At 69.2% G+C, this 17,735-nt stretch carries 14 protein-coding genes; 3 read left to right on the top strand and 11 right to left on the bottom strand.

Annotated features, from left to right (window positions below):
* The first annotated feature begins 46 nt into the window (after window positions 1-46).
* Window positions 47-1,564, top strand: a complete 1,518-nt coding sequence (locus CEX87_RS17690) for an amidase (RefSeq protein WP_064426170.1) — start codon at window positions 47-49, stop codon at window positions 1,562-1,564.
* An 11-nt stretch (window positions 1,565-1,575) separates the two neighbouring features.
* The gene (locus CEX87_RS17685) at window positions 1,576-2,124 is read left to right on the top strand and encodes a CAP domain-containing protein (protein WP_064398955.1); all 549 of its coding nucleotides are present in this window, start codon (window positions 1,576-1,578) and stop codon (window positions 2,122-2,124) included.
* 4 nt (window positions 2,125-2,128) lie between these two features.
* On the opposite strand, the gene era is transcribed toward CEX87_RS17685, so the two are convergent.
* The 8 genes from era to hrcA form a co-directional block, all read right to left on the bottom strand.
* Complete coding sequence (gene era, locus CEX87_RS17680) at window positions 2,129-3,043, bottom strand: GTPase Era (protein WP_064419602.1); 915 nt, start codon at window positions 3,041-3,043, stop codon at window positions 2,129-2,131.
* Entirely contained in the window at window positions 3,040-3,366 is a 327-nt protein-coding gene (locus CEX87_RS17675) for a cytidine deaminase (protein ID WP_094288326.1), read from the bottom strand. The genes era and CEX87_RS17675 overlap by 4 nt, the downstream gene beginning before the upstream one ends.
* Window positions 3,367-3,372: 6 nt before the next feature.
* Complete coding sequence (locus CEX87_RS17670; RefSeq protein WP_064398949.1) at window positions 3,373-4,698, bottom strand: hemolysin family protein; 1,326 nt, start codon at window positions 4,696-4,698, stop codon at window positions 3,373-3,375.
* Window positions 4,695-5,231, bottom strand: a complete 537-nt coding sequence (gene ybeY / locus CEX87_RS17665) for an rRNA maturation RNase YbeY (RefSeq protein WP_064398947.1) — start codon at window positions 5,229-5,231, stop codon at window positions 4,695-4,697. Before ybeY ends, CEX87_RS17670 begins: the two co-directional genes overlap by 4 nt.
* 8 nt (window positions 5,232-5,239) lie before the next feature.
* Window positions 5,240-6,283 carry a PhoH family protein gene (locus CEX87_RS17660; protein WP_064398945.1) on the bottom strand — a complete coding sequence of 348 codons (1,044 nt, stop codon included), beginning with the start codon at window positions 6,281-6,283 and terminating at the stop codon, window positions 5,240-5,242.
* A gap of 105 nt (window positions 6,284-6,388) precedes the next feature.
* A complete protein-coding gene (locus tag CEX87_RS17655) occupies window positions 6,389-7,129 on the bottom strand; it encodes a 16S rRNA (uracil(1498)-N(3))-methyltransferase (RefSeq protein WP_094288324.1) in 741 nt (246 codons plus the stop codon).
* Window positions 7,130-7,194: 65 nt separating this feature from the next.
* The gene (gene dnaJ, locus CEX87_RS17650) at window positions 7,195-8,340 is read right to left on the bottom strand and encodes a molecular chaperone DnaJ (protein WP_064398941.1); all 1,146 of its coding nucleotides are present in this window, start codon (window positions 8,338-8,340) and stop codon (window positions 7,195-7,197) included.
* Between the two features lie 33 nt (window positions 8,341-8,373).
* Entirely contained in the window at window positions 8,374-9,405 is a 1,032-nt protein-coding gene (gene hrcA, locus CEX87_RS17645; protein ID WP_064398940.1) for a heat-inducible transcriptional repressor HrcA, read from the bottom strand.
* Window positions 9,406-9,582: 177 nt separating this feature from the next.
* On the opposite strand from hrcA, the gene CEX87_RS17640 reads away from it, so the two are divergent.
* A complete protein-coding gene (locus CEX87_RS17640) occupies window positions 9,583-9,918 on the top strand; it encodes a type II toxin-antitoxin system VapB family antitoxin (protein ID WP_064398938.1) in 336 nt (111 codons plus the stop codon).
* Between the two features lie 7 nt (window positions 9,919-9,925).
* Here the strand turns inward: CEX87_RS17640 and mbtG are convergent, their stop codons facing one another.
* The 3 genes from mbtG to CEX87_RS17625 form a co-directional block, all read right to left on the bottom strand.
* Entirely contained in the window at window positions 9,926-11,227 is a 1,302-nt protein-coding gene (gene mbtG / locus CEX87_RS17635) for an NADPH-dependent L-lysine N(6)-monooxygenase MbtG (RefSeq protein WP_094288322.1), read from the bottom strand.
* Complete coding sequence (locus CEX87_RS17630) at window positions 11,224-15,549, bottom strand: non-ribosomal peptide synthetase (RefSeq protein WP_094288457.1); 4,326 nt, start codon at window positions 15,547-15,549, stop codon at window positions 11,224-11,226. The genes mbtG and CEX87_RS17630 overlap by 4 nt, the downstream gene beginning before the upstream one ends.
* Before the next feature lie 41 nt (window positions 15,550-15,590).
* Window positions 15,591-17,735: condensation domain-containing protein (locus CEX87_RS17625; RefSeq protein ID WP_233151429.1), on the bottom strand; the 2,145-nt coding region annotated here is incomplete at its 5' end.

Here is a 17,735-nt window from a genome sequence, read left to right as displayed (position 1 = left end):
GCGGTCCGTCAGATTCCGATCCGCACCGCCGATAAGCTTCTACTCGATGGTCAAAAACGCGCGATTCCCCACCCTCACTCAACAGCTCTTCCAGCTCGCGAGCGGATCCATAACGTCGGTGGAACTGGTTCAGCGCTCGCTCGACGCCATCGCGGCCAGCCAACCGACGCTCAACGCGTTCCGCGTGGTGTTCACCGAGCAGGCCCTCATCGACGCCGCAGCCGCGGACCGCAAACGCGCCGCGGGCCAGGATCTTTCGAGGTATCCCCTGCTGGGCATCCCGATCGCGGTCAAGGACGACGTCGACGTCGCGGGCCATCCGACCCGGTTCGGCGCCGACGGCAATGTCCGCCCCGCCACCCGGGACGCCGAGGTGGTGCGGCGGTTGAAGGCGGCGGGCGCGGTCATCGTCGGCAAGACCAACACCTGCGAACTCGGTCAGTGGCCGTTCACCAGTGGACCCGCCTTCGGCCACACCCGCAACCCGTGGTCACGCGACCACACACCCGGCGGTTCATCCGGCGGCAGCGCCGCCGCGGTGGCGGCCGGGCTGGTGACCGCCGCGATCGGCTCCGACGGGGCGGGCAGCGTGCGCATCCCAGCCGCGTGGACGCATCTGGTCGGCATCAAACCACAGCGCGGCCGGATCTCGACGTGGCCGCTGCCCGAGGCGTTCAACGGGATCACGGTCAACGGCGTGCTGGCACGCACCGTCGCCGATGCGGCGCTGGTGCTCGACGCCGCGTCCGGCAACGTCGCAGGCGATCGCCATCAGCCCCCACCGGTCAAGGTTTCGGAGTACGTGGCACAGGCGCCCGGTCCCCTGCGGGTCGCGATGTCGACGAAGTTCCCGTTCACGGTGTTCCGCGCCAAGCTGCACCCGGAGATCCAGGCGGCGATGGCCGTCGTCGCCGCTCAGCTCGAGGACCTCGGGCACAGCGTGTTCGGCGCCGATCCCGACTACAGCCTCGAGATGTCGTGGAACTTCCTGTCCCGGTCGACGTCGGGGCTGCTGGAGTGGGCCGACCGGCTCGGCCACGGCGTCACGCTCGACAAGCGGACCAAGGCCAACCTGCGCACCGGCCGGTTGCTGTCGGAGCACGTGCTGCGCAAGGCCCGCGCCCGCGAGGCCCGCGCGCATCGCCGCATCGGATACATCTTCAACATCGCCGATGTGGTGCTGGCCCCCACGACCGCGCAGCCGCCGCCCAAGGTGCACGAGTTCGACGAGCTCGGCGGGCTGGCCACCGACCGCACGATGATCAAGGCGTGCCCGGTGACCTGGCCGTGGAATCTGCTGGGCTGGCCGTCGATCAACGTGCCGGCCGGGTTCACCTCCGAAGGCCTGCCGATCGGCGTTCAGCTGATGGGCCCGGCCAACAGCGAGCCGTTGCTGATCTCGCTGGCCGCGGAGTTGGAGGCGATCAACGGCTGGACGGTGCGCCAGCCCGAGCCGTGGTGGTTTCCCGCACCCGCCCCCGACCCCGAGCCCGCGGCCTCCGACAAGCCCGTAGCGGCCTCCGACCGGCGCGAACCCGAGGACGTCTCCGACGAGGTCGCGTAGAGTCTTCCGGCATGAGAGCGCTGGGTTATGCGTGCGCGTTACCGGTTCTTGGGCTGGTGGGCGGCTTGGTGACCGGGGTTCCGACCGCGGCCGCTGACAACAAGCGGTTCAACGACGGTGTGGTGGCCAACGTCTACACCATCCAGAAGCAAGCCGGCTGCGACACCGACATCAAGATCAACCCGAAGCTGCGCCTGGCCGCCGAATGGCACACCAACGACGTGCTCAACAACCGCGCGCTGGGCGGCGACATCGGCTCGGACGGCAGCACGGTCGCCGACCGTGCGCGCAACGCCGGCTACGCGGGCCCGGTGACGGAGACGGTGGCCATCAACCCCGCGCTGGCGATGAGCGGCATCGAGTTGCTCAACCAGTGGTATCACCGACCGGACTACAAGGCCATCATGGCCGACTGTTCGAACGTCGACATCGGCGTGTGGTCGGCCAACGCGCTCGATCGCACGGTGGTGGTGGCGGTCTACGGCAAGGGCGACGGCGCCCCACCGGCACACGGCCCGGGACGGCCGTTCGGGGAGCCGGGCTCGGGCGCCCAGAGTTGACGCGCTAGAAGCCCAGGCGGCCCAGTTGTTTCGGGTCGCGTTGCCAGTTCTTGGCGATCTTGACCCTCAGGTCGAGATAGACCTTGGTGCCCAGCAGCTTTTCGATCTGCTGGCGCGCGGCGGTGCCGACCTCGCGCAGCCTGGCGCCGCCCTTGCCGATGACGATGCCCTTCTGGCTCTCGCGTTCGACGAACAGGATCGCGTGGACGTCGATCAGCTCGCCCTGCTCGGGTGTGCGGCCCTCGCGCGGGGTGACCTCATCGATGACGACGGCCAGCGAGTGCGGTAGTTCGTCGCGCACGCCTTCGAGCGCGGCCTCGCGGATCAGCTCGGCCATCAGGGTCTCCTCTGGCTCGTCGGTGAGCTCGCCGTCGGGGTAGAAGGCCGGTCCCGGCGGGAGTTCGGAGGCGAGCACGTCGACGAGGACGTCGAGGTTGTCCCCCGCGGTCGCCGACACCGGCACGATCTCCGCGTCGGGTCCGACCAGCTCGCTGACCGCCACCAGTTGCGCCGCGATGCGGTCCTTGGGCACCTTGTCGATCTTGGTGACGATCGCGACCAGCGTGGTCTTGGGTGCGACCGCGCGGATCTGGTCGTGGATCCAGCGGTCGCCGGGACCGATCCTCTCGTCGGCGGGGATGCACCATCCGATGACGTCGACCTCGGAGTAGGTGTCCTTGACCAGGTCGTTGAGCCGCTGCCCGAGCAGCGTGCGCGGGCGGTGCAGCCCGGGGGTATCGACGAGCACGATCTGAAAGTTCTCGCGGTGCACGATTCCGCGAATGGTGTGCCGGGTGGTCTGCGGGCGGTTCGACGTGATCGCTACCTTGGCGCCCACCAGCGCGTTGGTCAGCGTCGACTTTCCGGTATTGGGCCGGCCGACGAAACAGACGAAGCCCGAACGGAATTCGTCGCTCATGGGTTTCGCACCGGGCGCCCGGATCGGTCTGTGACGATCACCATCGCGTCCGCGGACAGCTCGTGCACCGCGGCTACACCCGCGTCGTCGGCCGGGCCGCCGAGCACCACTGCGGCCTCCAGCCCGGTCGCGCCGCTCGACACCGCTGCGGCCACGGCGGCCTGTAATGCGGTCAGCTCCAACGCCGTCAGCGCCACCGGGGCCGCCGCGTAGGTGCGGCCGTCACGGTCGCGGACAGCGGCGCCGCTGCCGGCCTCGGCCCGCGCCATCGCCCCGCGCGCCAGCGTCACGAGCTTGGCGTCCTCACTGTCGAGGTCAGTCATCGTGCCTCACCGCTCCTCGCGTACGCGCTCATCGTCATCACCGCCGTCGTCTTCTCTTTGCGGAGTCTCGGTGCGGCTGACCAGAACCGTGCCGATGCGCACCCGCCCGCGGGGGTCCGGCCCGCCTTCGGCCTGCAGTCGCAGCCCATCCCACGTCACCTCGGCGCCCGGAAGCGGGACGCGGCCGAGTTCCAGCGCGACGAGACCGCCGACGGTGTCCACATCGAGGTCGTCGTCGAACTCGATGTCGTAGAGCTCGCCGAGGTCCTCGATCGGCAATCGGGCCGAGACGCGATAGCGGTTGTCGCCCAAGTCTTCTACGGGCACCACTTCGCCGGCGTCGTACTCGTCGACGATCTCGCCGACGATCTCCTCGAGGACGTCCTCGATGGTGACCAGGCCGGCGATCGCGCCGTACTCGTCGACCAGCAGAACCATGTGGACGCGGTCGCGCTGCATCTCGCGCAGCAACTCGTCGAGCGGCTTGGAATCCGGTACGAACACCGTGCGCCGCATGACATCGGAGACCTTGGTGCCGCGACCGCCGTCGGTTGAGTAGTACGTCCGCTGCACGAGGTCTTTGAGGTAGACGACGCCGACGATGTCGTCGACGTTCTCGCCGATCACCGGGATCCGGGAGTGGCCGCTGCGCACCGCCAGTGAGGTCGCCTGCCCTGCGGTCTTGTCGCTTTCGATCCACACCATCTCGGTGCGCGGCACCATCACCTCGCGTGCCGGGGTGTCACCGAGTTCGAACACCGACTGGATCATCCGCCGCTCGTCGTCGGCCACCACACCGCGCTGCTGGGCCAGGTCGACCACCTCGCGCAGTTCGATCTCGGAGGCGAACGGGCCGTTGCGGAATCCGCGGCCAGGTGTCAGCGCGTTACCGAGCAGCACCAGCAACCGGCTGATCGGTGTCAGCAGCACCGAAAGGGCTTGCAGCGGAAGGGCCGCGAGCAGGGCGATCGTGTAGGCGTGTTGTCTGCCGAGCGTGCGCGGGCCGACGCCTATCACGACGAAGCTGACCACCACCATGATCGCGGCGGCGACGAACAACCCCCACGTGACGCCGAGATGCCCATCGAGATAGGCGGCCAACAACACCGTCGGCCCGACCTCGCAGGCGATGCGCAGCAACACGATCAGGTTGATGTAGCGAGGACGCTCGGCCATCACCCTGGCCAGCCGCACCGCTCCCGGTCGTTCCTCGCGGACGAGTTCCTCGACGCGCGCCATCGACACCGTGCTCAGGGCCGCGTCGATCGCCGCGAACACCCCGCCGAAGAAGACGAGGACGATCGCGAAGATCAGCTGTCCGACGCCGGTCACAGTTCGTCGAAGTATCGCGAGTTGTCGAGGAGCCGGCGTTCCTTCTCGGACTGGCGGTCGTGGTGGTAGGCCTCGACCTGGTCGGCGACCCACTCCTCGAGCAGTTGACGCTGCAAGGTGAACATCTCTTTTTCCTCGGCGGGCTCGGCGTGGTCGTAGCCCAGCAGGTGCAAAACCCCGTGCACGGTGAGCAACGCCAGCTCCTGGCCCAGCGAATGCCCGGCCGCAGCGGCCTGGTCTGCGGCGAACTGCGGGCACAGCGCGATGTCACCCAACATGGCCGGACCCGGCTCGGGTGCGTCGGGCCGACCGCCCGGCTCCAGCTCGTCCATCGGGAAGCTCATGACGTCGGTGGGGCCCGGCAGGTCCATCCACCGCATGTGCAGATCGGCCATCGCGGCGGTGTCGAGCAGCACCATCGACAGTTCGGCCGCGGGGTTGACCTTCATCTTGCGGATGACGAAGCGGGCGACGCTGATCAGTTCCTCTTCGGAGACGTCGATGCCCGACTCGTTGGACACCTCGATGCTCATATCGGCCGCTACCGTCGGGCACGGCCGCCGGAGGCGCGGCGCTGGGCACGGTTGAGCTGCGTGGGCTCGTCGTGTCGCGCGTACGCGTCGACGATCTCCGACACCAGCCGGTGCCGCACGACGTCGGCGCTGGTGAGCTCGGCGAAGTGGATGTCGTCGATGCCGTCGAGGATCCGCATCGCCGCGTGCAGGCCCGAAGCGGCCCCTCCGGGCAGGTCGACCTGCGTGATATCGCCCGTCACAACGATTTTCGAGTTGAAGCCGAGCCGGGTCAGAAACATCTTCATCTGCTCGGCGGTGGTGTTCTGCGCCTCGTCGAGGATGATGAAGGCATCCGAAATCGTTCTGCCCCTCATGTACGCCAGCGGCGCAACCTCGATCACCCCGGCGCTCATCAGCTTCGGGATCAGCTCGGGGTCCATCATGTCGTGCAGCGCATCGTAGAGCGGGCGCAGATACGGGTCGATCTTCTCGCTCAACGTGCCGGGCAGGAAGCCGAGCCGCTCACCGGCCTCCACTGCCGGCCGGGTGAGGATGATCCGCGACACCTGCTTGGACTGTAAAGCGTTGACGGCCTTGGCCATCGCCAGATACGTCTTACCGGTGCCCGCGGGACCGATGCCGAACACGATGGTGTGCGCGTCGATGGCGTCGACGTAGCGCTTCTGGTTCAGCGTCTTGGGCCGGATTGTCTTACCGCGCCGCGACAGGATGTCGAGGGTGAGCACCTCGGCGGGCGACTCGTTCCCGGTTCCGGTGAGCATCCCGACGCTGTGCCGCACGACGTCGGGGTTCAGGGCCTGGCCGTTGCCCACGATCGCGATCAGTTCGGAGATCACCCGTTCGGCGAGCGCGACGTCGGCGGGTTCACCGGACAGGGTCAGCGCGTTGCCGCGCACATGGATGTCGGCCGCCAGGACGCGCTCGAGCGCGCGCAGATTCTCGTCGGCGGAACCCAGTAGGCCCACGACGAGGTCGGGCGGAATGTTGATGCTGCTGCGTACCGACTCAGAAGACTGATCAGAGTCAGCGGTCGTCTCGCGGGGCGTCAAGAGGGTTCAGTGCCTGCTTTCTGGTTCTGGCCTGGCCGTTGCTGATGTCTGTTCACAGTTTACCGCTGGTCAGCGACACGACCCAATGCTTAAGGCGTCCGCCCATCACGACCACCGTTCGGTCAGCACGCCCAGCGCCCCCAGCGCAACAGCCGCGGCGGTGGAGGTCCGCAGCACCGTGGGCCCCAGCCGCACGGCCGTCGCACCCGCATCGCACAGCGCGGCCAGCTCGTCGTCGGCGATGCCGCCTTCCGGTCCCACCACCACGACCACCGCATCGGCCGCGGCGACCGGCGCATCGGCGAGTCGCTGCGTCGCCGATTCGTGCAACGCGAGCACGACGGCGTCTCGGCCCCCGAGTCCGTCGACCAGCTGGGTGGTCGAGACCGGGCCGCTGAGCTCGGGGATGCGGGCCCGCCGCGACTGCCGGGCCGCCGAGCGGGCCACCGCACTCCAGCGGCGCAGACCTTTTTCGGCCTTGGGCCCGGAGTCCCACCGAGCCACGCATCGGGCGGCCTGCCAGGCCACGAACGCGTCCGCGCCCGCCTCGGTGGCCAATTCGATCGCCAACTCCGAGCGATCCGACTTGGGCAGCGCCTGCACGACGGTCACCGTCGGTGACGGGGGCGGTACGAAACGCCGGTCCAGCACCCGCGCCGTCAACCTCCCCTTGGCCACCTCGTCGACCTCGCAGTGCGCGAGCTCGCCGGCGCCGTCGCTGAGCTGTAGGCGCTCACCGGGCCGGATGCGGCGCACATTGGCGGCGTGGAAACCCTCGTCGCCCTCGACGACCGCGAGCTCACCGACCCCAGGCAGGGCGTCGACGTAGAACAGCGCCGCGGACATCGCGTTACCGAGGCGTCCGGGTCGGATTCTGTGGGCGGGTCGTCATCCGAGCGGGATCGCGACCGTCACCGGCCGCTGAACGTCTCACGCAGCCGGCTGAACAGCCCGCCGCCGCTCGCGGCCGTCGGCTGCGCCGAGCGCACCTCGGCGACGTCGCGGGCGCGCTTGGCCTTGAGCTTGCGCAGCAGTTCGGCGTCCTCGTTGTCCAGCCGCGACGGCACCACGACATCGATGTGGGCGTGCAGGTCACCGCGGACCCCGGAGCGCAGATGCGGCATTCCGTGGCCCCGCAGCGTGACGATGGCGCCGGGCTGTGTGCCGGACGGGATCGCGATCTCGGTCGGCCCGTCGAGGATCGCGTCGACGGTGACGGAGGTGCCCAGCGCCGCGTCGACCATCGGCACCGAGATCGTGCAGTGCAGATCGTCGCTGTCGCGCATAAAGGTGGCGTGCGGCTGCTCGTGCACCTCGACGTACAAGTCGCCCGCGGGTCCACCGCCGGGTCCGACCTCGCCCTGTGCCGCCAGCCGCACCCGCATGCCGTCGCCGACACCTGCTGGGATCTTCACGCTGATCTCCCGGCGGGCGCGCACGCGGCCGTCACCGCCACAGCGATGGCAGGGGTCTGGGATGACCTCACCGACGCCGCCGCACACCGGACAGGGCCGCGACGTCATGACCTGGCCCAGCAGCGAGCGCTGCACCGTCTGGATCTCGCCGCGGCCGCCACAGGTGTCGCAGGTCATCGGGGCGGAGTTGCCGTGTGTGCCCTTGCCGTGGCACAGGTCGCACAGCACCGCGGTGTCGACGGTGACCTGCTTGGTCACGCCTGTCGCGCACTCCGACAGGTCCAACCGCATCCGCAGCAGCGAATCCGACCCGGGCCGCACCCGGCCGATCGGCCCGCGGGTGGTCGCGCCGCCGCCGAAGAACGCCTCGAACACGTCGCCAAGGCCCCCGAAGCCACCGGAGAAACCGGCGCCGTTCGCCGCCGACTCCAGCGGGTCGCCGCCGAGATCGACAATGCGGCGCTTCTCCGGATCGCTGAGCACCTCGTAGGCGGCGCTGATGTCCTTGAACCGGGCCTGAGCGGCTTCGTCCGGATTGACGTCGGGATGCAGTTCGCGCGCCAACCTGCGATAGGCGCGCTTGATCTCCGCATCCGACGCGCCCTTGCTCACGCCGAGCAGCCCGTAATAGTCGCGTGCCACGCTGACTTGCCTGACCTTCCACCTGTGCCGGGTCTACCGGCTGCCTAAGACTTCCCCGATATAGAGAGCAACCGCAGCGACATTAGCGATAGTTCCCGGATAGTCCATTCGGGTGGGCCCTAACACACCCATGCCGCCGTACACCTTGCCCGAACTGCCGTACGCGGTCGTCACCACCGACGTACCGGCCATCTCCTCGGCCTCGGTTTCGTGGCCGATGCGCACGGTCACCTTGCCGGCCTCCTGCTGCGCCGCCAGCAGCCGCAGCACCACCACCTGCTCCTCGAGCGCCTCGAGCACCGATCGCAGGGAGCCGCCGAAGTCGGCGGTGTTGCGGGTGAGGTTGGCGGTGCCTCCCAGCAGCAGCCGCTCCTCGCGGTGCTCGACGAGCGTCTCGACCAGCACGGTGGCCGACCGGCCGACCGCGTCGGCGAGCCCGCCGTGCCCGTGCAGCTGGGAGGCCAGGTCTGCGACGGCCACCGATGCGGCCGCCAGCGGTTTGCCCTCCAGGGCCTGACCGAGCAGGTCGCGCAGCTTGCTCACGTCGTGCTCATCGAGCGTGTCGCCCAGCTCGACCATGCGCTGGTCCACCCGGCCGGTGTCGGTGATCACCACCAGCAGCAGCTTGGCCGGGGTGAGCGCGACCACTTCCAGGTGGCGCACCGTGGAGGTGGACAGCGTCGGGTACTGCACGATCGCGACCTGGCGCGTCAGCTGCGCGAGCAGGCGCACGGCGCGGCGCAACACATCGTCGAGATCGACGCCGGATTCGAGGAACGACAGGATCGCGCGACGTTCCGACGAGGACAGCGGTTTGATGTCGTCGATCCTGTCGACGAACTCGCGGTAGCCCTTCTCGGTGGGCACGCGCCCGGAGCTGGTGTGGGGCTGGGCGATGTAGCCCTCGGCCTCCAGCACCGCCATGTCGTTGCGCACGGTCGCACTGGACACCCCGAGGTTGTGCCGCTCGACGAGCGTCTTCGACCCGATCGGCTCCTTGGTGGCCACGAAGTCGGCGACGATCGCGCGCAGCACCTCGAACCGGCGGTCGTCGGCGCTACCCATGTTGCTCACCTACCCCTCGAATCGCGTTGTCACCCATTTTAGGGGCACCAACAGCGCCGATAGCGCGTGCGCGGCTCTTCGACACGTGCAACAGGCGCGATCGCGGTGCATTAGCCTTGCTACTTGTTGTCACAGTCCGGGGAGGACTCGGGGGACGACTCGAAGGACGCTGGCCCGATGATCTTCAAGGGAGTCAGGGAGGGTAGGCCCTACCCCGAGCACGGGTTGTCCCACCGCCAATGGGCGCAGATCCCCCCGCGCCAGATCCGCCTCGACGAGTTGGTCACCACCACCACGGTGCTCGCGCTCGACCGACTGCTCTCCGAGGATTCGACGTTCTACGGCGACCTGTTCCCGCACGCGGTGCGGTGGAAGGGCGTCATCTACCTCGAAGACGGGTTGCACCGCGCGGTGCGGGCCGCGTTGCGCAACCGCACGGTGCTGCACGCGCGCGTGTTCGACATGGACGTTCCGTCCCCGGCTGACGCGTGGGCCCAGGCGCGACAGGTTTAGAACCGCCTCACCGAACTGATTGACGCTCATGCCCTTTCGGTGACGCGCCGGTGGCCTCGCCCAGGTCGGCGCCAAGGATGCGGTCCGACAACAGACCCAGACACGACAGATTGGGAAAGCCCGGCCCCTGCGTGAGTCCCGACAGACCCGGCAGGAAGAGCTTGGGCCGCAACCCGGAGACGGCGAGGTCGTCGCCGATGGCCTCCTGCAGCACATCCGGGGTCAGCGGCGCGCCGAGGCCGAGTTCCAGCAGATCCAATGCGTCCTGGCCGAGCAGTGGCACGAACCACATCGCGTCGGCACCCGAGCCGTCGATGACGAGGTCGAAACCGTGCACCGTCTCGAGCGATTCGCCGCCCTGAGTTGTGCTCAGCGTCAACCGGATACGGCCTTCGCGGGCGACCGCGTGCGCGACCCGGCCCCGCAAGTGGCGGATCCGGTCGTCGGCGAGCAGCGCCTCCTGCACGCGGGCGGAGAACACCCCGCGGTCGGTACGTAACAGCGCGTCGCGGCGCTCCGTCATGGCCAGGCTGGTCCAGCCGGTGGGGTCGGAGAACAGCGTGTTCTCGAAGAATCCTTCGCCTCGGGTGAACAGGGTCACCTGCGGCGAGATCACCGTGATCGTCGAAACCCGATGCCGGAACAGCTCGTTGAGCATCGACGCCGCGGTCTCTCCCCCGCCGATGACCGCCACGCGTTCGGCGCGGATCAGCTCGTACTGCGCCGCGCGATGCCAGAACTGCGCGATCGACAGTACCCGCGGATTGCCCGGCAGGATCGAGCGCTCCGGCTGACCGGGGCCCGTGATCATCAGGCCATCGGCCGTCACGGTGCGGTCGGGCGTCTGCAGCGCCCACCGCGGCTCACCGGATTCGGTGTCGACCGAGATGCCGCGCACCTCGCCGCGAACCACGTTCATCTCGACGTTGCCCGCGACCCAGCGCAGGTACTGGCTCCACCTGCGATGGGTGGGGGCGGGCCGTCCGCGGTCGACCCACTCGGCGAACTGGCCCGTCGAGATCAGGTACTGCTGCCAGCTGTGCCGCGTCATGCGCTCGTCGAGTTCGGCGTTGCGCCGCGGCACCAGGGCCGAGCGGTACGGGAAGCCGACGTCCTTCTCCGGGCTCGTGCCCAACCGATGCTGCCCGTCGGTCCAACCACCGTCGGCCTGCCAGTTGGCGGCCACGCCGGTCTTCTCGACGGCGACGACCTCGGGCACATCGATGCCCATGTCGCGAAGTTCGGCGGCCTTGGCGGCGACGGCGACGGCCTTGGCGCCCGCACCCACCACCGCAAGTGTCCGGCTCATGAAACGACCTCTCGTAGCGATTCCAGCCACATCGCCTGCAGTGCGGCGACATCGTCGGCGGACAGAATCTCGGGAAGCGTGCGCCATTGCGTGCCCAGCACCGGCGCGTCGCTGTCGCCGAGTACGGCGGCGAGCACGGTCAGTTCGTGCCGGACCGCCAGCCGCGGTTCGGGCAGCGGCGACACCCCCGCCAGCAGTGCCCGGTCCGGACGCAGCGCACCGCCGTCGAACCCCGCGTGCACCCGGCCCAGGAAGTTGAGCAACACTTGCGGTTCGGGCAGCGCCGCCAGGCGTTCGGCGGTGTCGGGCCGCAGATAGCGCAGCAGCCCGTAATCGATGCCGTCACCGGGAATCTCGCCCACATCGCGGGCGGTCTGCACACGCAGCGGGTAGATCGCGGTGAGCAGGCCGACGGTGTCGGAGGTGTCGACGGTGTCGATCAGGTTGTCGGCGCGGCCGTGTGTCTCCAGGGCCAACAGCGGCGGCGGGGTGCCCTGGCCGCGGTGCAGCCGCCAGCGGGTGACGGTGCGCGCCGCCGCGGCAGCCAGCAGGTGCGGCGCGGGTTCGGAGGCGTTGAGCAACCGCAGGGTGAGGTCTGTGTCGGTCACCGCCATCGAGACGACGACGTCGCCGACCCGATCGGTCTGCGGGCGCAGCCTGCGGGCGCCGAGCGGTGGGTCCTCGCCGTCGAGTTGAGCCGCCCAGAAGTCGGCCGTGTCAAGCGTGTACGCCCGCTCGCGCAGCAGCCTCGACCAGCGCCGGTAGGTGGTGTGCTCGCGGATGGGCGCCGGTTCGCGGCCCGATGCGATGGTGTGCCAGGCCGCGTCGAGTTCGGCCAACAGGATCCGCCAGGAGGACGGGTCCGCGGCCAGCACATGGGCGGTCAGCAGCAGGATGCCGGGCCCGCTGGGTGGGTGCAGCCACACCGCGGCGAGCATCGAACCCTGTTCGGGGTCAAGGCGTTCCACCGATCGATGGGCGTGTTCGGCCACGGCTGCGACGAGGGCTTCGTCCGTGTCGTCGTCCACGGGCACCTCGGCCAGCAGATCTTGTGGCTCGTGCTCGACGAGCGTCATCGTCTGCCTGTCGATCCGGCTTCGCAGTATCGGATGTCCGCCGACCACGGCGCGCAGAATCTGCTCGAGTCGATCTCGGGTGACGCCGTCAGGCAACCGGATGGCCTCGGTCTGCGCCAACCGTCGCGGTTCGCCGTGTTCGTAGAGCCAGTGCGCGCTGGGCAGCACGGGCGTCGGACCATCGGGGTCGTCGTCGTGCTCGGCGAGCGCCGACTCGTTCTCGATGGCCTCCGCGAGCTCACGCAATGTCGCGCACTCCAGCATCAGCCTGGCGCGCAACGGGATTCCACGCCTGCGGGCGGCCTGCACCACCGACAGCGCGACGATGCTGTCCAGGCCGAGGGCCAGTAGATCCGCGTTGACATCGATGGTGGTGACGTCGGGGCTTTCAAGCAACTCGCAGAGCACTGCGGCCAGCGCCTTCTCGGTCTCGGTCTCCGGCGCGGTCGAGGGCCCCTCGGCGACGGCGATCGCAGTCAGTGCGGCCTCGTCGACCTTGCCATGCGTGGTCAGCGGCATCTGGTCGATGACCACGATCGAGTGCGGAACCATGTAGCGCGGCAGGCGTTTTGACACCATGGCGCGCAACTCGGAGGCCGCCGGCGCAGGTGCGGCGGCGACGAACGCCACCAGTTGTGCGCCCCACCGTTGCTGGCGCACCATGACGTGGGCGTGGCGCACCGCGGGATGGCTGTGCAGGACCGCCGAGATCTCGCTCGGCTCCACCCGGAAGCCACGAATCTTCACCTGCGCGTCGGAGCGCCCGAGGAACTCCAGCGCGCCGTCGGGTTGGCGCCGCACCACGTCACCGGTCCGGTACATGCGCTCGCCGTGCCTGAACGGGTCGGCGACAAACCGGCGGGCGGTCTCGCCGAACCGGCCCAGGTAGCCGCGCGTCAGTTGGCCGCCCGACAGGTACAACTCGCCCGGCACACCGTCGGGTACCGGTCGCAGCCACGAATCCAGCACGTAGGCCCTGCTGGGCGACGTGGGATGCCCGATGGTCGGCTGGTCGTGTTCGGCGATCGTGGCGACGACGGCTTCGACGGTGGTTTCGGTTGGGCCGTAACAGTTGTAGGCCGCCATGCCGGTGCGCGCGCATTCGTCGCGGATCAGGTTCCACGCCGGGATGCCGACGGCCTCCCCGCCGAGTGCGAGCACCCCGAGTGGCACCGTCGTCAGCAGTCCGACCGCGTGCAGCTGGGCGAACATCGACGGGGTGGTGTCGATCAGGTCGATCCCGTACCGGCCGATCGTTTCGACCAGCGCCTCGGCGTCACGCTGGATGTGGTCGTCGACGATGTGCACCGCATGGCCGTCGAGCAGGGCGGCCAGCGGCTGCCATGCGGCGTCGAACGTGAACGACCAGGCGTGGGCCACCCGCAGCGGGTGACGAAGCCGAGCCGCCGCGGGGCGCAGCACATTTCGGGCGTGGTCCTCGGCGTAGGCCAGTAGCGCCTGGTGGGTCCCGATGACCCCCTTCGGCCTGCCGGTGGTGCCGGAGGTGAACACCATGTAGGCGGCCTGACCCGGCAGCACGGTCACCGGTCGGAAGTCTTCGGCGGTTTCGGACGGGACCTCGGCGAGCATCTCGTCGTCGACGACGACGGTCGCAGCGCACTGGTCGAGGATGTCGGCGATCCGCTCGGCAGGCATCCCGGGGTCCAGCGGCACGATCACACCACCTGCCTTGAGCACCGCCAGCATCGCGACGACGTACTGCGGTCCTCGTGAAAGGCGGATCGCGACAGGGGTTTCGGCGTGTACACCCTTGGCCACCAGCGCGGCGGCGAGCCGATCGGCCGCCTCGTCGAGTTGTCGGTAGGTCAGCTCACCGCCGGACCAACTCAGCGCCGGTGAACCCAACCGCGCGCTTGCGGCTTCGGCGAACGCGGTGTGCACGCCGAGATGTTCGCTCGCCGGCGCGGGCTCAGCGGTTGCGATAGCGCCCTCGCCGTCGAGCAGGGTATTGACGTCGCGCAGCGGCCGATCCCAGCCGGTGATCAGTCGCTGTGTGGTGGTGAGCAACCGATGCCCGAGCGACTCGGGAGTCATCTGGCCCAGCGCCCCTTCGACGACTTCGACCAGGACAGTGAGCTGATCGTCGTTCATGTGCGCGGCAATGGTGACCGGGAAGTGCGACACGCTCTCCAGCGCAGCAGGCCGGAATGTCGCGCCGTTGGCCTCGAAGTCGCCGCCACCGACCAGGCCGCCGGGCGGGAAGTTCTCGTACACGAGAAGGGTGTCGTACATCTCGCCGATGCCACCCAGGGCCCGCAGTTCGTTGTGGGGCAGGTATCCGTGGTCGCGCAGCTTGGCCGCTTCGCGTTGCAGCGCAACGCATTGGGCGCCCACTCGGGCCGTCGGGTCCAACCGGACCCGCAGCGGCACCGTGTTGATGAAAAGCCCGACCATGGTCTCCACGCCCGCCAACTCGCCGGGGCGTCCGGACACCGTCACACCGAACACCACATCGGAGCGGTCGGTGAACGCCGAGAGCACTGCGGCCCAAGCCATCTGGACCAGGGTGTTGACCGTGACACCGCGGGACCGGGCGGCCTCGGCCAACTGCTGCGTATCGTCCCGACCCAGCCGCAGCTCGGTACGGTGCGGTTCACCGGTGGGCGGCTCCCCGGAGGTGAGAGCGGGTGTGACGAGCGTCGGGGCGTCGAGGCCGGCGAGGTGCTCACGCCACAGCGCGCGGCTGGTCTCCTGATCGCGGCCGGCCAGCCAGCCGATGTAGTCGCGGTACGGGCGCGGCGGCGGTGGGAGTACGGACGGGTCGCCGCCCGAGCGGTACAGCGAGATCAGCTCGCCGACGAACAGCGGCAGCGACCACCCGTCGATGATGATGTGGTGGGCCACGACGACAAATCGCCAGTGCGATTCGGGCACCTCGATCAACAGGAACCCGATCGCCGGTCCGCGCGCGAGGTTGAACGGCCTGCGATATTCATCGGTCTCGAGCGCCTCGACCTCGTCGGCCGCCGCGGTGATGTGACGCCACGGCACGTCGACGCGGTTCGGCACAATCTGGACCGGTTTGCTCTGCGCCCGAACGAAACTCGCCCGCAGGTTGGGGTGACGGGCGAGCATCGTGGCCGCGCACTCGCGCAGTAGGCCCGCGTCGAGCGATCCGGTGACATCGGCCGCCATGGTGATGACATACGGGTCCTCGCCGCCATCTTCGGCGCTGCTCAGCTGCGCCAGCGAGAACAGCCCCTGCTGAAGCGGGCTGAGCGCCATCACGTCCTCGATGGCGACCTTTGGTTCGGCCTGCGTCGAGGTCACGGTGCGCCCTCTTGGGACGCCGACCACATCGACGTGACCGCCGCCAGTTCGTCGGCCGACAGGCCCGAGGCCGCCATCGGCTCGTGATGGACGTCGGGTGTCTCCGTCTCCGCGCCACCGTCCACCTTGGCAGCCAGTTCGTGGATCGTGGGGTGCTCGAACACCATTCGCGCAGTGACCGCCAGCCCGACATCGCGCGCCCGGGCGGCGAGCTGTACCGCGAGGATGGAATCGCCACCGAGCTCGAAGAAGTCGTCGGTGCGGTTCACCTCGGGCACGTTGACGACCTCGGCGAGCAGCGATGCCAGCACGCGTTCGGTTTCGGTGCGCACGGGTTCGGCCGGCCCGGCAGGCGTCGCCGGGCGACGCGCCTCGACGGCCTCGATGTACTCCAGTTCACCGTCGACGGTCCAGCGCCCACGTCTGCCCGTCGCACGCAGGTCGGCGCCCGTCTCGTCGACGACGTGCTCGTAGACGTCGCCGACCACGCCGATCGCGACCGGGTCGCGCCAGCCGTCGAGCACGCTGGCCGATGCCGCCGCGCTGAACCGCTGCACCAGCCGGCGCTCTTCGCCGTCGGCGATCTGCACGTCGCGCACCCGTTGACCGGGATCGTCGGCGAAGGCGGCCAGCACACGATTCAGCCACCCGACGAACCGTTCGGCGGTGCTGCGCCGATACAGGTCGGTGCGGTAGATGACGTGGCCGCGGTAGCCGTCGTCGGCGCCGAAGAAGTTCACCGACAGGTCGGCGTGCGCGACGTCGAACGGGGGCTCGAGCGCGGTGAACGTGGTGTCGCCGTCGGGCCGCGATTCGATCACCTGGTCGGCGGGCAGCGCCTCCCGCACGTGCACGACGACACCGAACAAGGGGTTGCGCGACAGCGACCGCGCCGGGCTGACCGCATCGACCACCTGGTCGAACGGCAGGTCCTGGTGGGCGTAGGCCTGAAGCGCGGTGTCGCGGGCCCGGCGCAGCACCTCGCGCAGCGTCGGGTTGTCGGTCAGATCGTTGCGCAGCACCACGATGTTGATGAAGAAGCCGACGAGCTGGTCGAGTTCGGCCTCGGTGCGGCCCGCGACCGGGGTGCCCAACGGAATGTCCGGGCGCTCACCGGCTTTGTGCAGCGCGACCGCCACGGCCGCCTGCAAGAGCATGAACTCGGTGACCCCGAGCTCCTGGCTCAGTTCGGCGAGCTTGCCGCGGGTGGCGGCGTCGATACCGAACTCGACGGCGTCCCCCTCCCCGCTGAGCACCGGCGGGCGCGGGAAATCCGGGGTCAGGCCCGGATCCTCGTGCAGACCGGCCAACTGCTCGCGCCAGTAGTCGCGCTGCGCGGCGACGGGCCCGTCGGTTTCGCCGAGCAGGGCCGCCTGCCACGCCGCGTAGTCCGCGTACTGGACCGGCAGCGGCGCGAAACCCGGTGCCTCACCGGCGCGCCTGGCCCGGTAGGCCGTCAGCAGGTCGGTGAACAACACCATCGCCGACCAGTGGTCGGCGGCGATGTGATGCACCACCAGCGAGACCACGTGCGCGTCCGGCGTTGCGAGCACGGCCGCGCGAACGGGTGGGTCGGCTTCCAGGTCGAAGATGTGCCTGCGCTCCTTGCCGAGCTCGGTCTCCAGCCAGGCGTCGTCGGCGCCGTGGGCGCGGCGCACCGCGACCTCCAGTTCGTCGTTGACGATCTGATATGGCGCACCGTCGATTTCGCGGTACGTCGTGCGCAGCACCTCGTGCCGGGCCACCACGTCGCGCACCGCGCGCACGAACGCGTCGGCGTCACAGGGCCCGTTGATGCGGGCCGCGAACGGGATGTTGTTGACCGGGCTCGGTCCGTCGATGCGGTACTGGAACCACATCCGCAGCTGCGAGGCCGACATGAGCAGCGGCCCGTCGTGTGGGACGGGGACCAGCCTGGGGCGGGTGGGGCCGCCGGCGGTCGATGACGAGTCGATCCGTTTCTCCCTGTCTTCCTCTCTTCCCTCTTCTTCTACCTCTCCCCCTCCTCTTTCTTCGTTTTTCCCACTTCTACCCCCGTCCACTTGTTTTGTTTCCACCCTCCCTTTCCCTCCGTCTTCTCTCCACGATTCCTCTTCTCCCCTTCTTTCTCGTTCCCTCATTCCTCCTCTCCTTTCTCCCTC

The organism is Mycobacterium lehmannii (assembly GCF_002245535.1).
GTDB lineage: Bacteria > Actinomycetota > Actinomycetes > Mycobacteriales > Mycobacteriaceae > Mycobacterium > Mycobacterium lehmannii.
The sequence above is the reverse complement of the archived record's forward strand: the minus strand, read 5'-3'. Positions and strand labels throughout refer to the sequence as shown.